Source organism: Flagellimonas spongiicola (assembly GCF_023502425.1).
GTDB classification, from domain to species: Bacteria; Bacteroidota; Bacteroidia; order Flavobacteriales; family Flavobacteriaceae; genus Flagellimonas; species Flagellimonas spongiicola.
Genome location: NZ_JAMFMA010000004.1, coordinates 74,246 through 96,173, shown reverse-complemented (window position 1 = coordinate 96,173; position 21,928 = coordinate 74,246). Strand labels below are relative to the sequence as shown.

Annotated in this window: 22 protein-coding genes; 5 read left to right on the top strand and 17 right to left on the bottom strand. The window is 39.1% G+C overall.

All coding sequences use genetic code 11. The annotated features are described in order from the left end of the window. Positions 1-32 precede the first annotated feature (32 nt). Positions 33-1,775, top strand: coding sequence for a DNA polymerase III subunit gamma/tau (locus M3P19_RS15285; RefSeq protein WP_249658565.1), 1,743 nt, complete (start codon positions 33-35; stop codon positions 1,773-1,775). Here M3P19_RS15285 and M3P19_RS15280 read toward each other — a convergent pair. The 7 genes from M3P19_RS15280 to M3P19_RS15250 are packed head-to-tail and all read right to left on the bottom strand — an operon-like array spanning position 1,764 to position 8,531. Then, positions 1,764-2,123: a transmembrane 220 family protein gene (locus M3P19_RS15280; RefSeq protein WP_249658564.1), complete on the bottom strand. Its 360-nt coding sequence runs from the start codon at positions 2,121-2,123 to the stop codon at positions 1,764-1,766. The two genes, M3P19_RS15285 and M3P19_RS15280, sit on opposite strands and share 12 nt — an antisense overlap. Then, complete coding sequence (locus M3P19_RS15275) at positions 2,120-3,502, bottom strand: alkaline phosphatase family protein (RefSeq protein WP_249658563.1); 1,383 nt, start codon at positions 3,500-3,502, stop codon at positions 2,120-2,122. The genes M3P19_RS15280 and M3P19_RS15275 overlap by 4 nt, the downstream gene beginning before the upstream one ends. Further along, positions 3,499-4,701, bottom strand: coding sequence for a metabolite traffic protein EboE (gene eboE, locus M3P19_RS15270; protein WP_249658562.1), 1,203 nt, complete (start codon positions 4,699-4,701; stop codon positions 3,499-3,501). Before eboE ends, M3P19_RS15275 begins: the two co-directional genes overlap by 4 nt. Before the next feature lie 2 nt (positions 4,702-4,703). Further along, positions 4,704-5,873 carry a 3-dehydroquinate synthase gene (locus M3P19_RS15265; RefSeq protein WP_249658561.1) on the bottom strand — a complete coding sequence of 390 codons (1,170 nt, stop codon included), beginning with the start codon at positions 5,871-5,873 and terminating at the stop codon, positions 4,704-4,706. Between the two features lie 5 nt (positions 5,874-5,878). Further along, on the bottom strand, positions 5,879-6,763 hold the full coding sequence (eboC, locus tag M3P19_RS15260) for a UbiA-like protein EboC (RefSeq protein ID WP_249658560.1): 885 nt from the start codon (positions 6,761-6,763) through the stop codon (positions 5,879-5,881). Next, positions 6,763-7,671 carry a TatD family hydrolase gene (locus M3P19_RS15255; protein WP_249658559.1) on the bottom strand — a complete coding sequence of 303 codons (909 nt, stop codon included), beginning with the start codon at positions 7,669-7,671 and terminating at the stop codon, positions 6,763-6,765. Before M3P19_RS15255 ends, eboC begins: the two co-directional genes overlap by 1 nt. A 2-nt stretch (positions 7,672-7,673) precedes the next feature. Further along, positions 7,674-8,531 (bottom strand): EboA domain-containing protein, encoded by an 858-nt coding sequence (locus M3P19_RS15250; RefSeq protein WP_249658558.1) that lies wholly within the window; start codon positions 8,529-8,531, stop codon positions 7,674-7,676. A gap of 138 nt (positions 8,532-8,669) precedes the next feature. Here M3P19_RS15250 and M3P19_RS15245 point away from each other — a divergent pair, with 138 nt between their 5' ends. Continuing rightward, positions 8,670-9,251 (top strand): MiaE family protein, encoded by a 582-nt coding sequence (locus tag M3P19_RS15245; protein WP_249658557.1) that lies wholly within the window; start codon positions 8,670-8,672, stop codon positions 9,249-9,251. On the opposite strand, the gene M3P19_RS15240 is transcribed toward M3P19_RS15245, so the two are convergent. The 9 genes from M3P19_RS15240 to rpsA form a co-directional block, all read right to left on the bottom strand. Beyond that, complete coding sequence (locus tag M3P19_RS15240) at positions 9,252-10,133, bottom strand: Ppx/GppA phosphatase family protein (RefSeq protein ID WP_249658556.1); 882 nt, start codon at positions 10,131-10,133, stop codon at positions 9,252-9,254. 10 nt (positions 10,134-10,143) lie between these two features. Further along, the gene (ppk1, locus tag M3P19_RS15235; protein ID WP_249658555.1) at positions 10,144-12,222 is read right to left on the bottom strand and encodes a polyphosphate kinase 1; all 2,079 of its coding nucleotides are present in this window, start codon (positions 12,220-12,222) and stop codon (positions 10,144-10,146) included. Further along, positions 12,223-12,711, bottom strand: coding sequence for a SixA phosphatase family protein (locus tag M3P19_RS15230; RefSeq protein ID WP_249658554.1), 489 nt, complete (start codon positions 12,709-12,711; stop codon positions 12,223-12,225). It lies immediately after the preceding gene. A 10-nt stretch (positions 12,712-12,721) separates the two neighbouring features. Beyond that, a complete protein-coding gene (gene pdxH, locus M3P19_RS15225; protein WP_249658553.1) occupies positions 12,722-13,369 on the bottom strand; it encodes a pyridoxamine 5'-phosphate oxidase in 648 nt (215 codons plus the stop codon). A gap of 60 nt (positions 13,370-13,429) precedes the next feature. Next, entirely contained in the window at positions 13,430-14,335 is a 906-nt protein-coding gene (locus M3P19_RS15220) for a ribonuclease Z (RefSeq protein ID WP_249658552.1), read from the bottom strand. Continuing rightward, positions 14,332-14,664: a ribonuclease Z gene (locus M3P19_RS15215; RefSeq protein WP_249658551.1), complete on the bottom strand. Its 333-nt coding sequence runs from the start codon at positions 14,662-14,664 to the stop codon at positions 14,332-14,334. Before M3P19_RS15215 ends, M3P19_RS15220 begins: the two co-directional genes overlap by 4 nt. Before the next feature lie 3 nt (positions 14,665-14,667). After that, positions 14,668-15,591 carry an aspartate carbamoyltransferase catalytic subunit gene (locus M3P19_RS15210; RefSeq protein WP_249658550.1) on the bottom strand — a complete coding sequence of 308 codons (924 nt, stop codon included), beginning with the start codon at positions 15,589-15,591 and terminating at the stop codon, positions 14,668-14,670. Positions 15,592-15,597: 6 nt separating this feature from the next. Beyond that, positions 15,598-16,137: a bifunctional pyr operon transcriptional regulator/uracil phosphoribosyltransferase PyrR gene (gene pyrR / locus M3P19_RS15205; protein WP_249658747.1), complete on the bottom strand. Its 540-nt coding sequence runs from the start codon at positions 16,135-16,137 to the stop codon at positions 15,598-15,600. 111 nt (positions 16,138-16,248) lie between these two features. Beyond that, positions 16,249-18,084 (bottom strand): 30S ribosomal protein S1, encoded by a 1,836-nt coding sequence (gene rpsA, locus M3P19_RS15200; RefSeq protein WP_249658549.1) that lies wholly within the window; start codon positions 18,082-18,084, stop codon positions 16,249-16,251. A 261-nt stretch (positions 18,085-18,345) separates the two neighbouring features. Between rpsA and M3P19_RS15195 the strand changes: the two genes are divergently transcribed. The 3 genes from M3P19_RS15195 to M3P19_RS15185 all read left to right on the top strand — a co-directional run bounded on the left by M3P19_RS15195 (position 18,346) and on the right by M3P19_RS15185 (position 21,177). Then, a complete protein-coding gene (locus M3P19_RS15195) occupies positions 18,346-18,726 on the top strand; it encodes a LysM peptidoglycan-binding domain-containing protein (RefSeq protein ID WP_249658548.1) in 381 nt (126 codons plus the stop codon). Positions 18,727-18,964: 238 nt separating this feature from the next. After that, positions 18,965-19,369 carry a hypothetical protein gene (locus M3P19_RS15190; protein WP_249658547.1) on the top strand — a complete coding sequence of 135 codons (405 nt, stop codon included), beginning with the start codon at positions 18,965-18,967 and terminating at the stop codon, positions 19,367-19,369. 356 nt (positions 19,370-19,725) lie between these two features. Then, the gene (locus M3P19_RS15185; RefSeq protein ID WP_249658546.1) at positions 19,726-21,177 is read left to right on the top strand and encodes a S41 family peptidase; all 1,452 of its coding nucleotides are present in this window, start codon (positions 19,726-19,728) and stop codon (positions 21,175-21,177) included. Positions 21,178-21,214: 37 nt separating this feature from the next. On the opposite strand, the gene cmk is transcribed toward M3P19_RS15185, so the two are convergent. Further along, positions 21,215-21,907: a (d)CMP kinase gene (cmk, locus tag M3P19_RS15180; protein WP_249658545.1), complete on the bottom strand. Its 693-nt coding sequence runs from the start codon at positions 21,905-21,907 to the stop codon at positions 21,215-21,217. Positions 21,908-21,928 lie beyond the last annotated feature (21 nt).

Below are 21,928 nucleotides of genomic sequence, written 5' to 3'. Positions count from 1 at the left end.
TATTTGTAAGGAAGCGAAAAAAGAAATCCAATTTGGAACCCTTTGTTGTATCGGCGAGAAAATATCGTCCCCAAACATTCAAGGATGTTGTGGGTCAGGAAGCCATTACCAACACGCTACTAAATGCCATTGATAATGATCATTTGGCGCAGGCTCTACTTTTTTGTGGTCCGCGAGGGGTAGGTAAAACTACTTGCGCCCGAATATTGGCCAAAAAAATCAATCAAGATGGTACGGAACGGGAAGACGAGGATTTCGCATTCAATATTTTTGAATTGGATGCTGCTTCCAACAATTCTGTGGATGATATCCGCAGTTTGATAGATCAGGTACGTATTCCCCCGCAAGTAGGCAAATACAAGGTGTATATTATTGATGAGGTGCATATGCTCTCCCAATCGGCGTTCAATGCGTTTTTAAAGACACTTGAAGAACCACCAAAGCACGCCATATTTATACTAGCCACCACGGAAAAACACAAAATAATCCCGACAATACTTTCACGTTGCCAAATTTTTGATTTCAAAAGAATCACCGTTAAAGATGCTGCGGCTTATCTCAAATACATTGCCGATGAACAAGGTATAGAGGCGGAGGAAAGTGCGCTTCATATTATTGCGCAAAAAGCTGATGGCGCCATGCGTGATGCCCTATCCATATTTGATAGGGTAGTTAGTTTTGCTGGAAACAAACTGACTAGAAAAGCAGTTACTGAAAACCTGAACGTTCTTGATTATGACACCTATTTTACAACAACAGATTTAATTCTGGAAAACAAAATCCCGGAATTACTGGTGTTGTTCAATAAAACCCTTTCGCTTGGATTTGATGGGCATCATTTCATATCTGGACTTGCTTCCCATTTTAGAGATTTATTGGTATGCCAACATCAAGAAACACATAGCCTTTTGGAAGTTGGTGATGATGTAAAAGAGCAATACAAGAGTCAATCCGATAAAGTGGACAAAGCATTCCTGATCAAAGCGTTGGATTTAGCCAATGATTGCGATTTAAGTTATAAAACAAGTAAAAACCAAAGATTACTTGTTGAATTAACGCTTATGAAATTAGCCTCTATCACTTTTGATGGAGAAAAAAAAAACCTTGATTTCATAATACCAGCATCCTTCTTTACCACTACCGAAGAGAAAATTGATGCGCACATTCCAGTTCCAAGTATTCCTAATCCCGTTAAACCAGAAACTGTTACATCAGTATCGGAAGTAAAGGAAACCCAACCAACTGCGGAGGTAAAAACAGCTACTACTCCAATTGTTGATGTTCCTAAAAGGAAAATCCAAATAAAAGCGCCAGAAAAAAGAGTTTCAGGCCTATCATTAAGCAGTATAAAAGCTAAAAAGGAACATGAGAATATCAAAACGCCTCTAATAAATGAAGCAGATTTACCACGCAAGGCTTTTGAGGAATCCATGATGAAAGAACACTGGAATGACTTTGTACAAGAACTTGAAGATCGCGGTCGAAAAATTTTGGCCAGTAATCTACAAGCCGATGTTCCCAAGCTCAAGGATGAGACCACTATTTGGATTGAATTACCAAATAGTACCATGAAAAAAGAGGTGGAACGTGAACAGAGTTTAATGATGGATTACCTGAAACAAAAATTAAACAACTACTTCATTCAACTGTACATTACAGTCAATGAAGAAGTTGCAAAAAAGTTTGCTTTTACACCAGAGGAGAAGTATCAAAAGTTAAGGGAAAAGAACCCTGCTCTCGATGCTTTGCGAAAGGAATTTGATTTAGACTTTTGATTTTCTGGCGAACAACATTCGCAAAAGATAAACCAACATTGCAAACGCGGTTATAGCCAAACCTAAAGCTTCCCTACCCCTTTCAATATTTACAATATCGCCTTCTCCAATGGTCACACCCTCAAATTTTTCTGGCCAAACCTGGAACATCATAAAAACGTAAAAGCCCAAAAGGACTGCTGACCAAGAAATTCGTAATTGGTTAAAAATGAATAGAACGGATGCCAATGCAGCAACCCCATAATACAAATACCATCTTGTGGCGTCTGGGTCATTGTATTGCACCGCAATGGCATAAATGAATAAACCCGTAAAAACCGCGGCTAAAATTTTAAAGAATAAGTTCATATCGGTTGTTGTTTAATTATGCTTTTCAAGATATCAAAAACTTCAGTTGCATTTAGCTGATATTTATCAGGATGATTCTCAGAATTGCTAATAAATACCGGTAGATCTTCTTCATCTTCTGGAATCCTTCCATGCGATCCTTTAATCAATTCAGCTTGCAATGGAATTATATCCATCACCGTTCTAAAACCTAACTTCTTTTTGAATAATTTCCATAACACCTTCAACAGTACAAATTTATCTTTCGGATCGGTTAGCATTTCCACGGGATCATACCCTGGCTTTTTATGAATATCAACCATCCGAGCATAATCCGGTGCCTTTCTGTCATCCTCCCAAAAATAGTAGGTGAACCAAGAATCCTTGTCCGCGATGGCAACGATATCCCCGCAGCGTTCATGATTTAACTGGTATTCTTCCAATTCACCGCCTGAAAGTACTTTTTCCACACCAGTTTGCCGTTGAATCAAAGCTTTTACATCATCAAGGATACTTAGATCATTTAGATAAATATGTGCCACCTGATGATCCGCTACGGCAAAAGCCCTACTCGCACCTGCATCCAATAATTCCAGTCCGCGTTCCTTGCGTATGGCAAGCAGGTCATTGCTTCGTAATATGCGGTTTAAATGGATAGGATTATTGACATCTGTGATACCGTATTCCGATAACAGTACAATTTCAGAATTTTGGGCACTATAATAGTCTACTAAACCAGCGACTACGGTGTCAATTTCACTTAAATCGCTCGAAATCTTACTAAAATCGATGCCATGGCGTTGTAAATTATAATCTAGATGAGGTAAATAGATAAGGGTAAGTGTGGGATCATGGATTTTATCAGTTCGAACAGCGGCATCAGCTATCCATTTACTGGATTTGATTGATGTTTTTGGTCCCCAAAAATGAAACAAGGGAAACTGTCCTAATTCATCTTGAAGCGTATCGCGTAAACCGGCCGGATACGAGTATATATCAGGAATCTTTCGGCCGTCTGCTAAATAATTTGGTCTAGGCGTAACACTGTAATCCGCCGTAGAATACATATTGTACCACCAAAACATATTGGCACAAGTGAAATTGTCGTCCTCTTTTTTAAGTAAATCCCAAAGTTTTTCTGCCTGCACCAGCTTATTGGATTGCCTCCAAAACTTAACTTCAAGTTCATCCTTAAAATACCACCCATTGCCCACTATTCCGTGGGTGTTTGGAGCAACTCCTGTTAAGTAATTTGACTGCGCTGTACAAGTAACTGCTGGAATGGTCGGTTTGATCGTACTGAACGAACCTTGTTCCAAAAAGGATTTTATGAAAGGAGTATGATCATTGATCAAGCGCTTCGTGAGTCCAACCACATTGATGACAACTGTCTTTTTCATCCTTCAAGCCTGTTTTTCAACCATTGGAGTTCGCGAACAATAGATTCGCTCAAATCCGATTTAAGATGGGAAGGTAGTACATCCCAAGTATAGGTTTCAACTTCCAAATGCTCGCTAAGTTTTGGATGTTCTCGTAAGTACTCTAAAACATCTAAAATTTGATCTTGGGTAGAATTTAGATAATCAAATTCCTCTAAGAAAATTGGTACATGGAAGTGTGCCCGTAATTCTGTTGGATTGTTTTTATCCGCAAATAGCTCGGGTAAATCTGAATAGGTTCTTACCTTACCATTGTTTAGCCGTGTTACTTGGTGTAAATAGGTAGGCTCATTAAACTTTTCAAGCGCTTCCCAAATGTTCGATGCATTCGTTTTATCAAACAAAATTTTCAATGCTGCACTTACCTGAATTTTACCAACTCGAATACCATTGGAATCGAATTTAGCGAAGGTATCCTTTGGATTCTCAAAAGCCAATGAAAAGTGACAGATGTCGTAGCAAACAGTCAAGTATTTTTTAATGCGTTCCGCTGCGGTTTCCTCATCCAAATCAAATTTATCCATGAACATTGGTATACCGATAGGCAATAGATAGTCGGCGAAATATTGAACCACCTCATCACTATTCTCCAATAGTCCATCTGGTTCCGGTTCAATATCCAGATGCATATATTTTCCAGATTCCGATTCCGTTTCATAAAGCTGGATAGCTACTTGCAACATATGCTTGGCACCAGCGGACATTGCGTTTATCCGATCCTCTTCGGATTTATGCCAATATTTATAACTAATTGGCGACGTTGATATCCCGCCTGAAATGCCTTCAGGCAACAATTCGGATAATTGATGAAAAAGTCTTTTAGTATAGACCAAACGATCCTCTGTAGTCCAATCTGGAGCGTGCACCATATCCTTTACCCGTTCTCCATGAAAATTGCCAAAGGGAAAGCCATTCATGGTAAAGACATAAATATCTTCCTCGTTTAACCACCTTTTAAAATCGAATAGGTTATTGTCCGCAGCCAGTTCTTCACTGGCTTTGTTTGAAAGACGGAGACCAAGTCCAAATTTTTGGGTTGGTGCCACCTCCTGCTTGATTACAGGTACATATTTCTTGAGATTGTCAAAGGTAACCTTCCAGTTTTCACCTTGGTGAATATTGGTACAATAGGTTAATTGGTAATTGTCTGCTACCAGCATTGTTATAATGATAATTCTTCTCGGGCGACGCTGCGACGGGCAATCGCTTTGCGCATGACATCCATATCAATTTCGTGGACATCATGTTTGGCACCAATTCCTGTAATTAGGGTAATAGTGAGTTCACCTCCAAGATGTTCTCTAAACTCTTCGATTCCTTTCAGTAATTCTTCAATACCATTGTCTTTATTAATTGGGATTTCCAAATTGAAACCAATAGTTTCAAACACGTCCAAAACGCTATTCAGCACTTTTTCATCAACCAAACCTATCATCTGAGCGTAGGTAACATCCAAGGCAATACCCATTGCTACGGCTTCTCCATGCCTCAACTCATAATTGGTCAATTGTTCCAATTTATGTGCGGCCCAATGTCCAAAATCCAAAGGTCTTGAGGAACCACTTTCAAACGGGTCGCCCCCTTTGGCAATATGGTGCATATGAATTTCAGCACATCGATGAATGACATAGGACATAGGCTCATCCTCTCTATCCGCTAGGGATTTTGCATTTTCCTGAATGTATTGGTAAAATCCCGCATCTTTTATCAAAGCAACTTTAATCGCTTCTGAAATTCCGGCAATCCAATCGCGTTGCCCCAATGTTCTCAAAAATTCGAAATCATTGATAATTGCATAAGGAGGCGCAAATGTGCCCAAGAAGTTTTTTTTGCCGAATTCATTGATACCATTTTTTACACCAACCGCGGCGTCGTTTTGGGAAAGGACAGTGGTTGGTATACGAATCAATTTAACACCACGATGTGCAGTTGCTGCAGCATATCCGGCCATGTCAATTAATGCGCCACCACCAATTACAACTACAAATGAATGTCTACAAATTCCAAAATCATTGATTCCGTCTAAAACCCTTGCCAAATTGTTTCGGTCATTCTTACCGGCTTCACCGCCTTCTATTTCGATTATCCTGGTAAGTTGAATGTATTTACTGTAATGACCGCAATAGGCTTCAATGGTCTCAAAAAGATTTGGATGTCCTAGTCGGACCCCACTATCAACCACAAATAGCATTTTAGTTGCGCCATGGCCATTATATTCCTTGAGGACATCCACAAGTAGCGGATTCTCTAATGAAAACAAATGTTGCGTAAAATGGAGTTTGTACTCAAATTTTACAGAAAACGACTGACTTATGCTTGGTAGAGGTTTCATGGCAATCAAGTGACAGCAAATAGTTTAGCTAGAAGCTTGGATAAAGGTAATAGCAAAAGTATCAATATACCAATCATCCAATTGGAATATGCCACAGCAATTGCAGCATCCAAAATCACGATACCTAAAACGCCCGAAATAACCGCTTTTTTTATGTTTTCAGGGGTATTTTTTTGATACGCCTTCACCAAGGGTGCCAATACCATTGCCGCAAACAATGCCAAAAACACTAAATATGGAAGAAAAGGTTTCATATGATTGGTATGGAAATACATAACGAAAAAAAGCACCAAAGCATATAAAAAACCTGCTAAAACCAGGTTTTTTTTGTTGTTTCCGTGTACCTCGCCTCTACTCACTGTTGTTATGGCGGCTATAAAAACAATTGGTACAATTAAATATTCCAACTGTACAAACGCCCCAACAATCGAAATTCCCAATAGAAGATTCAGTCCACGACAAACTCCCATATTCAGTGGACCCAATAATGCATTGTTTTTGGAAAATGCGTCGTAACTAAGAATTGATAAAGCCAGTCCTACGGCAACAGTTCCGCTGGTATGGTTTACAAGTATTGCGCAAATAATACCTGACAGCAAAAGAACAATACCAAAGAAAGCTGCTTTCTTTTTTGGGATTACACCACTTGGAATGGGTCGTTCTGGTCTTTCCACGGCATCGAGACTAGCATCGAAAACGTCATTAAGCACTACACCCCCTGCATAAAGTAAAACCGAAGCCAAAACCAACACCAATAGCGCATCAATGGGAATAATACCATCTTCAACAAAAATCCCTGCTAAAGCAGAACCAGCAATGATATCCGCTGCCGCGGTTGGTAGGTTTGGTGGTCTACATAATTGTAGATATCCTTTTAAAGTGGCGTTCATCAAACAATTTTGTCGCTTTCCACTTTTGGTTCTTGACCACGTAGGACACTATTATCCTGGAATAATTGTCGTTGATCAATTCCTTTTGCATTTTGCCAGTGCTCTTCTTTCATCTTTCCAGATTTACCAAAGGCATCCAAAGCATTTTGATAGCATGTTTTAACGACGTCGATTTCAGGAATTCCCCGCGTTAGCATCAAGGATGCGGTTTTCGGTACCGCCAAAGGGTCACTTACACCCCAATCCGCTGAACTATCCACAATGATATTGTCGCTTCCAAAACGCCTTACTACTTCAACCATTCTTTCATTCCCCATTTTTGTTTTAGGGTAAATGGTGAATGCCGCAATAAAACCACGATCAAGAACCTCCTGGACGGTTTCCTCATTATTGTGATCTATGATCACCATGCTTGGATCCAATCCATGCTCTAAACAGACCTCCATACTTTTTATGGTACCGGCTTTTTTATCCCGATGTGGTGTATGCACCTGTACCAGCATTCCAAACTCTTTTGCCAGTTCCAATTGTTGTCTGAAGTATTTATCTTCCGCAGGGGTTTGATCATCATAACCGATTTCCCCTACCGCAACAACACCTTCTTTATGAAGATACAATGGAAGAAGATCCATAACCTGTTCTGCCAACGGCTCGTTGTTCGCTTCCTTGGAATTTAGTCCAATAGTGCAATAATGCTTTATCCCAAACTGACTTGCGCGGAATGGTTCCCATCCCACTAGACTACTAAAATAATCTTGGAATGAACCTACCTGGGTACGCGGTTGCCCCAACCAAAATGACGGTTCAATCACGGCCACAACTCCTGCGGCTGCCATAGCTTCATAATCGTCCGTGGTCCTTGAGGTCATGTGTACATGAGGGTCGATAAATTGTAATTTCTTTGCCATAATCAATTTTTGAAGTTATCCCAAGTAAGTCTTGAGCTTTCTATCTGTGATTTTAGTTCTGGGTGTTTATTCAATGCCTGAGCTGCCAATTCGTAATTGGAATTGTAACAACATAACGCTGCCGCTCTTTGTTCTAATGGATTCTTACTTTGAAACAGATGGTTCATATCTTCCATAAGACCATCTCCTAAAAAAGAGGATACAGGTCTCCAAATTTCTGGATCAATTGTGCGGGATGCCGCCCATCTTTCATGTGCGTAATCTGAAATTATCCTGGCTAATTCCTTGTTCGCTCTTTTATCCACATCCAATATACAACCTAGGTCCCGTTCCATAAATGCCGCTTTCAAGTACATTTGATTCCATTGTTGTTCATTGAAGTACATTGAAGGATATGGATTATTCAAAGTAATCGCATCAAAAACCGTTGAAATATTGGTTCGTAAAGCTTCCACCGCATTGTATTGGTAATCGCTGGCGTTTGGCAGGAAAACCAGATACTTCAAAAAGGTTTCCAATTCTTTACTGTCTGCAATCTCCATCAATTTGCCAACTTTATCCTTGAAAAAGGAAGCATTACCTTCTAAAACCTTAACCAATAAATTAATGCGACTTAGTTCGAGCAAGTCCGCATTTTGAACTTCTAGATATTCCTTTAAATTCACTTCGGTTGCGCCTGTATAGGAAATACTTGCCCTATCAATTTTGGACGCGCACAGACTATAGGCAACATAAAGTTCCCTATCAGAGGAATTTTCAATTATCGACGTTAATTTTTGTTTGTACCAATCCCAAGTTTCAACACTTAGGTTATGCTCTAAAAGTGATTGTAATTGGTCGCTAGTAAAGTTATCCAGCATCAATGCAAATTCGATTAAATATTGGTTGTTGGGGGATATCCAAGATTTCTTACAAAGATAACTATCAATGAAGCGAAATAGTATAATTTACTTCAAATACTTCTATCTTAGTCATCATTTTCAAACTATAGATTTTACATGTTAGGCTTAAAACTTCCTACTGATCCAAGATGGGTGAATATTGTGGAAAAGAATATTGAAGAAATTCTGACCGATCACGCCTATTGTGAGCAGAAAGCAGCAAGTACTGCCATTTCCTTAATCATTGGTTTTCCTGAAAAATCGGAACTGGTCAAGGAAATGACTGCTTTGGCACGAGAAGAAATGGGGCATTTTAATATGGTTCACGATAAAATCCTAAAACGCGGTTGGGTATTAGGTCGCGAGCGCAAGGATGAATATGTACTTGAATTGATGAAGTTTTTCCCAAAAGGTGGAAGCCGGGATACGCACTTAGTACATAAATTACTGTATGCCGCATTGATTGAGGCAAGAAGTTGTGAGCGCTTCCGATTGTTATCCGAGGAAATAAACGATCCTGAGCTTTCCGAATTTTACCGAAGTTTAATGGCCAGTGAAGCCAACCACTACACTATGTTTTTGAAATTTGCCCGCAAATATGGCAATCGTGAAGAGGTGGACGCCAAATGGCAACAACTGCTGGAATACGAAGCCGAGCTCATGCAGCATTTAGGGAAACGCGAAACCATGCATGGTTAGTTACTGATAGTATAAAGTTTTGATGACCCCATCCGCCAATCCAATTTTGGGAACATGGATTTTCTTTGCACCGCTCCATTTGGACGCTGATAGGAATATTTGAGCTGCTGGAATAATAACATCGGCCCTATCCTGGTTCAGACCCAATTCAGCAATTCTATCCTCGTAATCCATACTATTTAAGAAATGGTATTGGGCATTCAACCAAATGTAAGATAGGGGTTGTCCCATCTTCCTTCCTGACATTTTATGCAACTTATTGATGTTACCCCCGGAGCCAATGATCTCTGTTTTGGAGTCTCCGTTTAAATAGGTTTTTATCCATTTCTCCACAGTTTCCCAAAGGTCATCACTTACCAAATCATTGAGAATTCGCACCGTACCTATCTTAAAGGATTTAGAGGCTACAAGCTTTCCTTGATCAAATACAGTGAATTCAGTGCTACCCCCACCAACATCGACATATAAATAGGAGCGATCTTTTTTAATGAGTTCCTTTAAATCTGTTGATGCAATGATTTCGGCTTCTTTTTTCCCATCAATGATTTCAATCTTCAGACCGGAATGCTCAAATACATGCTGCACCACCTTCTCCCCATTTCCAGCCTCACGGAGTGCGGAAGTTGCGGTAGCCATATATTTTTCAACACCATAAACTTGCATCAGCAAATCAAACGATTTCATGGTCTTGACCAATCGTTTAAGGCTTACATCGGATATTTCACCTTTTGTAAACGCATCTTCCCCTAATCTCACCGGGACACGGATCAGAGCACTTTTTTTGAAGGAAACAGGTTTGTCCTCATGCTCAATGACGTTGTTCACCAACAACCTTACGGCATTGGAGCCAATATCAATAGCAGCAAACTTCCGTATTCGCAAATTGTAGGTTTTAGAATTCCAACTTGGCTTGATAATAATCGTACAATGCGAATTGTGACCTTAACTCAGGCTCTGAATCATCTTTTATACGATATGCATTGTCCTGATTTGCTGAGAAAACTCTCGCTTTAAGATTGTCTTTCCACGAAATTTCAAAAGTATCCAGCAACTCTTGCTTTATATCTGGATCATAGATAGGACATCCTACTTCTACCCTAAAATCGAGGTTACGTGTCATCCAATCTGCTGATGAAATATAAATTTTAGGGTCCCCTTCATTCCCGAACACGAAAAGTCTAGGATGCTCCAAAAATTTATCCACCACACTAATGGCCTCAATGTTTTCACTCATCCCCTCCACCCCAGGAATAAGGCAGCACACCCCTCGCACAATCAACTGAATTTTAACCCCGGCCCTACTGGCTTCATAGAGCTTATCCACCATTTTATAGGACGTTAAACTATTCATCTTTATCTTGATGTAAGCTTCTTTTCCTTGTTGGGCACTTTCAATTTCATTGTCAATCAACTTAATAAATGTTGACTTGGTATAATGGGGAGAGACAATGAGGTGTTTGTATTTATGAACTTTGTAGTTAGTTTCAAAGAAATCAAAAACCCTGCTCATTTCTTTTAAGATTCCCTCGTGCGCGGTGAACAACGTATAATCGGTATAAATCTTGGCCGTGCTTTCATTGAAATTCCCGGTACTGATAAAACCGTATCGTTTAATACCTTCATGTTCTTCACGTTCCACCAAACAAATTTTACTATGCACCTTAAGACCAGGCACACCAAAAATCAAACGTATTCCTTCTGCTTGTAATTGGTTGGCGTATTTGATGTTGGCCTGCTCATCAAACCTGGCTTGTAACTCTATCTGAACCGTGACCTGTTTTCCATTTTTCACAGCATTCACCAAAGCTGATGCGATTTGACTATCATTAGCCAATCTGTAAATGGTGATTTTTATTGCCCTTACCTTAGGGTCTAGGGCTGCTTCCCTTAAAAACTTGGTAACGTATGAAAAGGTGTGATAGGGCGCATAAATCATATAATCCTTTTGGGCTATTCGTTCCAAAAGACTTCCATCCCTACTAAAACCTTTTACCGGAAGGGCTTCAATTTTCTTATACATTAAATCTTGACGACCTAAGCTTGGAAACCCCATATAATCCCTTCTGTTGTGGTATCTACCGCCGGGAATCACGCTATCGGTATCCACAATATTCATTTTCTCCTTAAGAAATTGAAGGGTGTCCTTATCAATGCTTTTGTCATACACAAAACGCACCGGATCACTTATTTTTCTATGTTCAACACTAGAAGATATTTTTTGGATAAAACTCTTGGTCAAATCATTATCTATATCCAATTCGGCATCTCTGGTGATTTTGATCATATGTGCAGAAATGGATTCAAACTCGAACATGGTGAAAATGCTGTCCAAACAAAATCGGATTAAATCATCTAAAAGGATAATGTAATTCTTGTCTCCTTCTTGAGGTAACACAATAAACCGGTCAATGCCTTTTGGAATTTCAATCAATGCATATCTATTCTTATTATGCTCCCCATTCTCACCATCCGCCATGACAATTTTAACAGCGAGATAAGCTGCTGTATCCTTCAGTAATGGAAACTCTGTAAGATCATTTAGAATTATAGTCATCAACTCTTGATTCACCTTTTTAAAGAAGTATTCCCTGATGAATTCAGCCTGACTTTCGTTGATTTCCGTTTCATTGATTATAAAGATATTTTCTGATTTGAGCTCCTCCTCAATACTTTCCAATATCTCTTGGCTCCTGGCCTGTTGTTCAATTACAATTTTAGTGATTTCTTCCAGCAGATCTTTTGCCTTTTCACCCCCCAGAACACTTTTACCTTTCTTTCCAGCATCAACAATACGTTTAACCGTGGCATAGCGTACTTTGAAAAACTCATCCAGATTGTTACTGAAAATCCCCAAGAATCTTAAACGGTCTATCAAGGGTACTTTTTTGTCAATGCTCTCCTGCAGTACCCGTGCATTGAAATGCAACCAACTGATTTCCCGATTTACGTATTCGTTCTTTACTTTTATCATTTATCGTTTAAGGTGTTTTGGAAAAATTATGGTTTCGGAGGTCCCTTTACTGATCGCATGCCAATTTTCAACATCAAATTTGATGTGCACTAGGCCTGATGTTGGAACGTTTTCAATATACTGATCTCCCCAAGTATTTGCAAGTGTAGTAAAAGCGTAATTATGACCAAAGATCATTACGGTTTCCAGCCCATCATCCAACCGTTTCACAAAATCGGAAACACTCTTTCCTGAAAAGTCGTATAGTGATTCATTTACCCGAAATAAATCGAGGTCGAAATTTAGATTTCTTAAAAAAATCATACTGGTTGCCAGCGCTCTGTTTGCTGGACTTGCATATGCAAAATCGATGGTAATATTTTTATTTGCAAACGCATTGGAAACCAATATCCCATCGTTGATTCCCCTTTCTTTTAGCGGCCTATCCTTATCTGAGACTTGATAATTCCAAGAAGATTTTCCGTGTCTTACCAGTATAATTTGCTTCATTTTATAAGGGTTATGGGGCCAAACGTTCTATTTTCCAATCATAATCCTCCTGCAATGTATATCGAAGTCTGTCGTGCAATCGGTTAGGTCTTCCTTGCCAAAATTCAATAGAAACAGGTTTAACTAAATACCCACCCCAGTGTTTTGGTCTAGTGATTTCCTTTCCTTCCAAAGACGCTTCCAGTTTCTTAAGATCCTTTTCTAAAACTTCGCGCGAAGCGACAACTTCACTTTGATTGGATACAATAGCGCCTAATTGACTGCCTATTGGTCGGGATTCAAAATATCCATCTGACAAGTTTTCAGCAATCTTCTCTGCTTTTCCCTTAATGATAACTTGTCGTTCCAAATTGGCCCAAAAAAAGGAAATACAGACCATAGGATTGGTGTCGATGGCCTTTCCTTTTTCACTATGGTAATTGGTATAAAAAATAAACCCCTCATGCGTGTACTTTTTCATGAGTACCACTCTGCTCTTTGGGTATCCATCAGACCCAATGGTCGATAAGGTCATTGCATTGGGCTCATCGGGTCCTCCTGAGGCTTCCACTTCATAAAACCACTTTTGAAATTGTTCCAATGGGTTTGCCTTCACCGTATCCTCGGTCAAGGAACTTTTTTCATACGATTTTCTGTAATTGCTAAGGTCTTGCTGCATATGCCAATATGGTCTACACAAATTTCAACAAAAGAATGCAGACTAAAAAGGGTCGAGCTACTAGATATTGAAAGATTTACCATCGTCCGCAAGTTCAACATTATCAAATACCTCAAGAGCTTCTTCTTTAAAAAGATCAAGCGATTTATAACGTGTTGAATAATGGCCTAAAATCAAAGTGCCCACAGTGGCTTTTTTAGCTATTATAGCTGCCTGTTTTGCCGTGGAATGTTTCGTTTTGGAACATAAATGAGCCTCAGACTCAAGAAATGTAGATTCGTGATAGAGCAATTCAACGTTTTCAATGATTGGTATTATAGTTTCATTGTAAGCGGTATCGCTACAAAAAGCATAGCTTTTTGGTTTTGGAGGATCTTCTGTCAAATCCACATTAGGAATTTCCGTTCCATTTTTGGCTACCCCGTTCTTCCCATTTTTAATATTGTGATATTGACTCCGGTCAATCTGATGTTCTTTAACTGCCTCAATATCCAATTTTCTTACTGCTGGCTTTTCTTTGAACAAGAAACCATTTGTATACACCCGGTGATCTAATGGAATGGTATTTACACTCACCTCATCATCCTCAAACAAAGTTTCTGACTTACTTGAATCCAATTCATGGAAAAATAATGGATAGTTCGTCCAAGAATCGCCTAACTTCAATAAAAGGGTCACGGCTTCCTTGATACCCTTGGGACCATAAATGTGAAGTTCTGATTCCCTTCCCAATAGACGGAAAGTGGAAATAAGTCCAGGCAATCCAAAAAAGTGATCACCATGAAGATGGGATATGAATATATGCTTGATTCTTGAAAATTTGACCTTATATTTTCGCAGTTGAACTTGGGTTCCCTCGCCGCAATCAATCAAAAAAAGGTGCTTACGAATCTCCAAAACTTGCGATGTTGGATTAGTAAAAGTTCTGGGAGTGGCGGAATAGCAGCCGAGAATGGTCAACTTCATATGCCTAAATCGCGCTCAATTTCTTCCATTTCAATAATATCCTTTGCCTCTTGAATGGTGGGCACAAGGTTTATTTCTTCTGGAATTTCATCATAAGCTACTTTATTGGAAACCAAAACAAAGGATTTATTGGAATTTCTATGTGTATTTGATATTTCCAAAAACTCCAATACATCACCGGCAGTTAATTTGCTGAAGGAAAACAAATTAACAATAATGTTATCGTGTTTGATCTTGGGGTATCCTTTGTTCAAATTATCCAGAAAGGTTTCAAGGGAGGTTTTTTCCTGGAAAACTATAGTTGTAGTTCCTTCCTTATCGAAAATCATAGCTTACTTTTTTGCCGCTAGTAGATAAATAACAGCCATCCTAATGGCCACCCCATTTTCTACTTGCTCTAAGATAATGGATTGATTTGAATCTGCCACATCACTGGTAATCTCAACTCCGCGATTAATTGGACCCGGGTGCATGATCACAATTTGTTTGTCCAAACTATTCAATAAAGCCTTGTTGACGCCAAATTGCTGGGTGTATTCGCGTGTTGAAGGAAAATAACTGATGTCCATTCGTTCGTTTTGTACGCGCAACATATTGGCAACATCACACCATTCCAATGCCTTTCTTAAATTGGTCTCTACTTGAACTCCCAAGGATTCAATATGTTTTGGAATCAGCGTTTTTGGCCCGCATACTTTAACATTGGCCCCCTGAAGTTTTAAGGCGAATATGTTGGATAACGCCACTCTCGAGTGCAATATATCTCCTACAATAACCACATTCTTGCCCCCAACATCCCCTAGTCTTTCACGAATTGAATAGGAGTCCAATAACGCTTGGGTTGGGTGCTCATGAGCTCCATCTCCTGCATTGATTATTGATGCATTGACATACTTGGAAAGAAAGATTCCCGCACCTGGATTAGGATGGCGCATTACAACCATGTCCACCTTCATCGACAAAATATTGTTTACCGTATCTATGAGCGTCTCCCCTTTTTTGACGGAAGACTGGGATGCAGAAAAATTAACAACATCAGCAGACAGTCGCTTTTCCGCTAATTCAAACGATAGTTTAGTACGTGTACTGTTTTCAAAAAAGATATTGGCTATAGTAGTGTCCCGAAGAGTTGGGACCTTTTTTATTGATCTATTGATGACCTCCTTAAAATGGTCAGCAGTTTCAAAAATGAGTTCAATATCCTTTTTATCCAGATATTTTATGCCCAGTAAGTGGTTTACACTTAATTCACTCATTTCAAATTATTTGTTTACTAAATAAACGACATCCTTGCCATCATTTTCTTCCCACAACACCTTAACTTTCTCTTCATTGATTGCATCTACTTGCCTACCCCGATAGTTAGGTTGAATTGGTAAGTGTCTACTAAATCTTCTGTCTATCAAGGTTAATAGTTCTATGTCTGATGGTCTCCCAAAGGACTGTATTGCTGTTAATGCCGCACGAATACTTCTTCCGGTATACAACACATCATCTATCAAAACCACATTTTTATCCTCAACAAGAAAATCAATCTTAGTGGTATTGGCTTTCAAAGGCTTTTCACCTCTACCAAAGTCATCCCTATAAAATGTGATATCCAAAAAGCCAAGTTCAATATCCTTGACCTTATAGTTTTCGCGAAGTATCTTGGTCAAACGCTCTGCCAAAAAAACGCCGCGCGGTTGAATTCCAATGAGTGCAGTGTTTGAAAAATCCAAATGGTTTTCCAAAAGTTGACAAGCTAAACGATGCAATATGATGTGAATCTCTTTGGAAGTAAGAAGTACTTTTTGGCTCATATGCGCTGCTACCAACTCGGTTGATTGCAAAAGTAATCATTTCTGAAAAAGTTTAAAGCAGAAAAAAGCCCTACCAATTGGCAGGGCTTTTAAATTATCAGGATTATTGGATTACTTCTTCTTAGAATCAGCTTCCATTTTGTCCTTTAACGCTTGAAGTTGTGCGTTTGCATCACCAAAAGTAGTTTTGGATTCTTCAGCCTGAGCTGCGGATTTTCTGCGTGCTGCACTAACATTGCGCTCTTCTTGCTCTCTAAAGATAGCTGTGTGGCTAGCCACAACTCGCTTGAAGTCCTTGTTGAATTCAATGATTTTGAAGTCAACCTCTTCTCCTTTACCAAGTTTTTTACCATCTTCTTTTTCCATGTGTCTTGATGGAACAAATCCAACAATATCATCATTGAAATTGATTGTAGCACCTTTGTCAACTATTTCAGCAATAGCTGCTTTGTGGATGGTTCCTTCTGCAAACTCCTCAGAGTACTTGTCCCATGGGTTTTCAGTAGTTTGCTTGTGACCCAAGCTCAACTTACGTCCCTCAACATCCAATTCCAATACTTCCACTTCCAAAGTGTCACCAACGGTAACAAACTCAGATGGGTGCTTGATTTTCTTCGTCCAAGACAAGTCAGAGATATAGATCAAACCGTCAATACCTTCTTCCATCTCTACAAAGACACCAAAGTTGGTAAAGTTTCTAACGATTCCTTTATGTCTAGAACCTACAGGGTATTTAGAAGTAATATCTGTCCATGGGTCTGGAGTCAATTGCTTGATGCCCAATGACATTTTGCGATCTTCACGATCCAATGTCAATACTACAGCTTCTACTTCGTCACCAACGTTAACAAAATCCTGAGCAGATCTTAGGTGTGTAGACCAAGACATTTCAGATACGTGGATCAATCCTTCAACACCATCAGCAACTTCAATAAAGGCACCGTAGTCTGCAATAACAACAACCTTACCTTTTACTTTATCACCAATCTTGATTTCATCACCCAATGCATCCCATGGATGTTTCTCCAACTGCTTAAGACCCAATTGGATTCTTGATTTGTTATCATCGAAGTCAAGGATTACCACATTCATTTTCTGATCCAATTCAACAACCTCGTTCGGGTGGTTGATACGGCTCCAAGAAAGATCTGTAATGTGAATCAATCCATCTACGCCACCAAGGTCGATGAAAACACCGTAAGACGTAACGTTCTTAACGATCCCTTCCAATACTTGACCTTTTTCAAGCTGGCTGATGATTTCCTTCTTCTGTTCTTCGATGTCAGCCTCGATAAGGGCTTTATGGGAAACAACTACGTTTTTGAATTCGTGGTTAATCTTAACCACTTTAAATTCCATACTTTTTCCAACATACTGATCGTAGTCACGGATAGGCTTCACGTCAATTTGTGAACCAGGCAAGAACGCCTCAATTCCAAAAACATCTACGATCATACCACCCTTGGTTCTGCATTTTACAAAACCTTGTACAATTTCTTCTTTGTCATGAGCGGCATTAACACGGTCCCAAGCCATAATGGTTCTGGCCTTTCTGTGTGAAAGTACCAACTGACCTGTTTTGTCCTCACGGATATCGATAAGAACCTCAACCTTGTCCCCAACCTTCAAATCTGGGTTGTAACGGAATTCATTTAAAGAAATAACACCTTCAGACTTTGCGTTGATGTCAATGATGGCTTCACGATCTGTCATGTGAACCACTTTTCCCTCAACTACTTCTTCATCTGCGGTATCCACGAAGTTTTCCTCAACAAGCTTTTCAAACTCGCTAAGTTTACTGTCTTCGACCTTTTCAATACCTTCTTCGTACTTTTCCCAGTCGAAGTTCTCTAAAAATTCCTGGGGGTCTTGTTGGGTTTCAACCTCTTTTACTTCTGCAGTAGCGGTAGTTTCTTCTACCTCAACTTTTGCTTTTTCTTCAGCCATGTGCTGATTAAAATTTGTATTCCATGGTTTTCAAGAGTTAGGCGATTCCATGAAAGTGATTAATAATATTTAAAAACTGTTCCCTTTATTCTCTTGCTGTTCGCCAAAAAGGAGTGCAAAAATACAATTAATTCCTTGTTTTACAAACCCTTATTGCGACTATTTAAAGCGCTCGGATTATTAGTGAAAATTTAAGCTAGCATGTGACTTTTATTGATATCTTGTTTCTAAATAGTAACCATTAAAAAATTACAGCAAATTATGAGCACAAAAGCAAAATACCAAGCAGTTTTGGATCTAGGCCAGGAATTGGAAATAAAAGGAGGTGAAGTATCCGAAGACGGAGGAGTACTTAAGATTAAAGGGGAAGCTGCTACCCCATATGAAAAGAACATGCTTTGGGATAAAATCAAGGAAATTGGTGGACAAAGCCCTTCTGACATTAAAGCGAATATTACCGTTGGTGATGATTCCGTATATCACAGACATACCGTAAAGAGTGGAGAGTCACTAAGTAAAATTGCAAAGCATTATTACGGTAATGCCATGAAATACAATGCCATTTTTGAGGCCAACACGGATCAGTTAAAGAATCCGGATGTAATCCATCCTGATCAGGTTTTGGTGATTCCAAACCTATAAGCAAGCATTATTTTGAAGCGTAAAAGCCATGCTATGCATGGCTTTTTTGTTTTGTACATTATAGCCGTATAAATTAAAATAACAACTTAGTAAAAACATTTTCATCAACCATAAATTGAAATTGGGTGTTCGTCAATTTAGCAGGACTTTTTTTATAAAAATCCGTTAACTTCACTTATCGTAGGATATAAATCATTAAAACGATTGATATCCTTTATGTTGTACGCAAGCTAAAAAAATGAACGAAGTCAAAATTGAAGTTTATAATAAAAAAGAAAAAGTAACAACTACTCTTTATGTTGAGCAATTATCCGAAAACAAATTTCGAATGATTGACAATGACTTTTGCAACCCTAAACTGACCTTGGGAACGGAATTCGAAACGAAAATAAATGAGGAGCAGAAACACGAGATAATAAAAATCACAAAAAAATCGGATTTCATTACTCGTAGATTTGGATTAACCCCAAACCATAAAGAATCTGACTATCGAATGCTCGGAGAGGAATTGACAAAAAGAGGCGGATTTTGGCAAGTTGACCTTGGTAGCATTGCGACTGTGAATATTCCAAAAGATTTCGAATTTGATATTGACCAAATAATAAAAGACTTGGACTTAAAACTAGTAGAAATAAGGGATTAAAAGCCAGCGTACAACACCGGCTATAATTCATTGCTCCTGACTTTCCTCTCGGAAAGTCCTCGCAAATTTGCTGTCTTCGGTTTACGGCGGAAAATCCTTGCGGATTTTCACGCAACGAAACCATAGCCAAACCGATAAGTGAACCACTATAAATCTATCCTCCGTATTCAAACTACCGACATGAGGACCAATTACTTCAAAAATAATCATCGGCTTCTTTTACCTACATATTTTAGGAAGCTCTCCTTGTTGACACTTCTTCTCCAATTCCATTTTTGCATATGGGAAAGCACTTTTTGTGACAATTAAAATTTAAACCAGTCTCTAGATTATTAATTTCTAAACTAATCCGGAGTATGAAGAAAACAGTACTACTATTTGGCATCCTTTCCCTTGTGTTTTTGTTTGCATTCAAACAAACTCAGAACCCTAGCGATTTATGGCTAGAAGATTTTGAGGTATTGAAATCGCAAATGACAAAAACCTATTCCAATCTAAAATCAATAGTACTTGAGGAAAGTATGGATTTATCTCGATTGAATACTAAAACAATTTCAGAATTAAAGCTTGCTAAAACCCAAGAGGAAGCACAATTGGTCATCAGACGATTTTTAGCAAAATTCAAAGACGGGCATTTAGCTGCATCAGTCATTGAAACAACTTTATCCACGGATAATACCGACGATTCAGGTAATTACCCAATGAGTACCGATTCCGTTTCGGTGGCATTAAAAAAGATGGGCTTTCAGGAATTCGATGTTCCAAATTTGAAGTTCGATTCTGTTCCAGGTTATATACCACTTACCACTAAAAACAATTCATTCCAAGCTGGCATTATCCAAACCGCAAATGGTAAAATAGGTACCCTTAAACTCCCCTACTTCTATAACCAAGGGTATTGGGGTACGCCCTTTAAAGTTTGGACTACGTACAGGGATGAATTTGATGGGATCTGTGATGATGATTGTCAGGAAAAGTTCAACAGTATATTGGAAAAAGAGTTTACAAAAGAATTCATTGAACGTTTGGAGGAATTGAAATCCGAAAACATCTCTAAGCTTTTAGTAGATGTAACTGGAAACAATGGCGGTTCTGGTTGGTTTGAAGAAATTGCTCATCTACTTAGTGCCAAAAAATTAGATTATATGCCAAATCTGTTTATTAAGCATGAGCATTGGAAAGAGATTTTAGAGGAAGACTTAAACACAATTGGAAATGACTTGGCAAATGATAAATTATCGGCTTCATTAAAACAGAAACTATTGAAGTTACAGCACTTGGTTATTGGACTCGTTGCTAAATGCGAAAGTAACTGCGCTTCAATTGAGGTATGGAGTAACAATAAAATAGACTGCTTGGATTTACTAGAGCATCCCTATGGATCCAAATTGCCTTTTGATATAATGACGGACCCGCAATTTAATCTGTTACAATCCAAAGATCTATTAACAGCCTCCAGATTTAGACCTTTTAAAACCGGTATTTATTCCGGTCCATTGTATGTAGTCCAAGACGAACAATCCGCCTCAGCCACGGAAAGGTTTACTTCCTTATTGCAAATAAACAATGAGGCAACCATCATCGGAAGAAACAGTTACGGAGCAGGTTGCGGTTATTCAAATGGAGGTATTACTACCACACTTGAAAACATTGGTCTTACCGTAAAAATGCCTGATTGTGTTCGATTAAGAGCTGATGGGAAAAATGAAGTGTATGGGATTAAACCAGACATCCGAATCTACTGGAGACGATTTAGTGATAACGCATACAGAAAGGGGCAAATATTGGTTGAAACCGTATTTAGTTGAATCCTCCTTTTCTCTGGATTCTTAAATATTGGTAAAACTATTCTTGCTGCTCAATAATCCGTAAAGCAAAGTCATAGACGCGTTCAAACTGTTCTTCCAGGCCCATATCGCTATTGTCAAAGGCAATGGCATCATCCGCTTTTCGCAATGGAGAAATCTCACGGGTTGAGTCGATAAAATCTCTTTTTTGGACATTTTCCAAAACTTCTTCAAAAGAGACTTGCTCGCCTTTATCCAATAATTCTTTGTAGCGTCTGGTGGCCCTGGCATTCGGTGATGCTGTCATGTAGATTTTCAATTCGGCATTGGGGAATACAACGGTACCAATATCCCGGCCATCCATGACCAACCCCTCTTTACCGGCCATGTTTTGCTGCATTTCCACCAATTTATGGCGCACTTCGGGAATTGTGGAAACCCTACTGACATTCCGTGAAACCTCCATCGCGCGGATTTCCCTTTCCACGTTTTCACCATTCAAATGCATTTCCGACATTCCGAGAGATTTATTGGGAACGAATTTCAGTGCTAAATTGGGTAAATCTTGGATCAATGCCGGGATGTCCTCAGTTGTCCCAACATAGTTGTTCCGCAATGCATACAAAGTAACGGCCCGGTACATAGCACCAGTATCTACATAAATATAGTCAAGTGCTTTGGCAAGTTTTTTGGCAATGGTGCTTTTACCAGTGGAAGAATAGCCATCTATGGCTATGGTTATTTTTCCCATGCTTCAAAAATAGAGAGATTT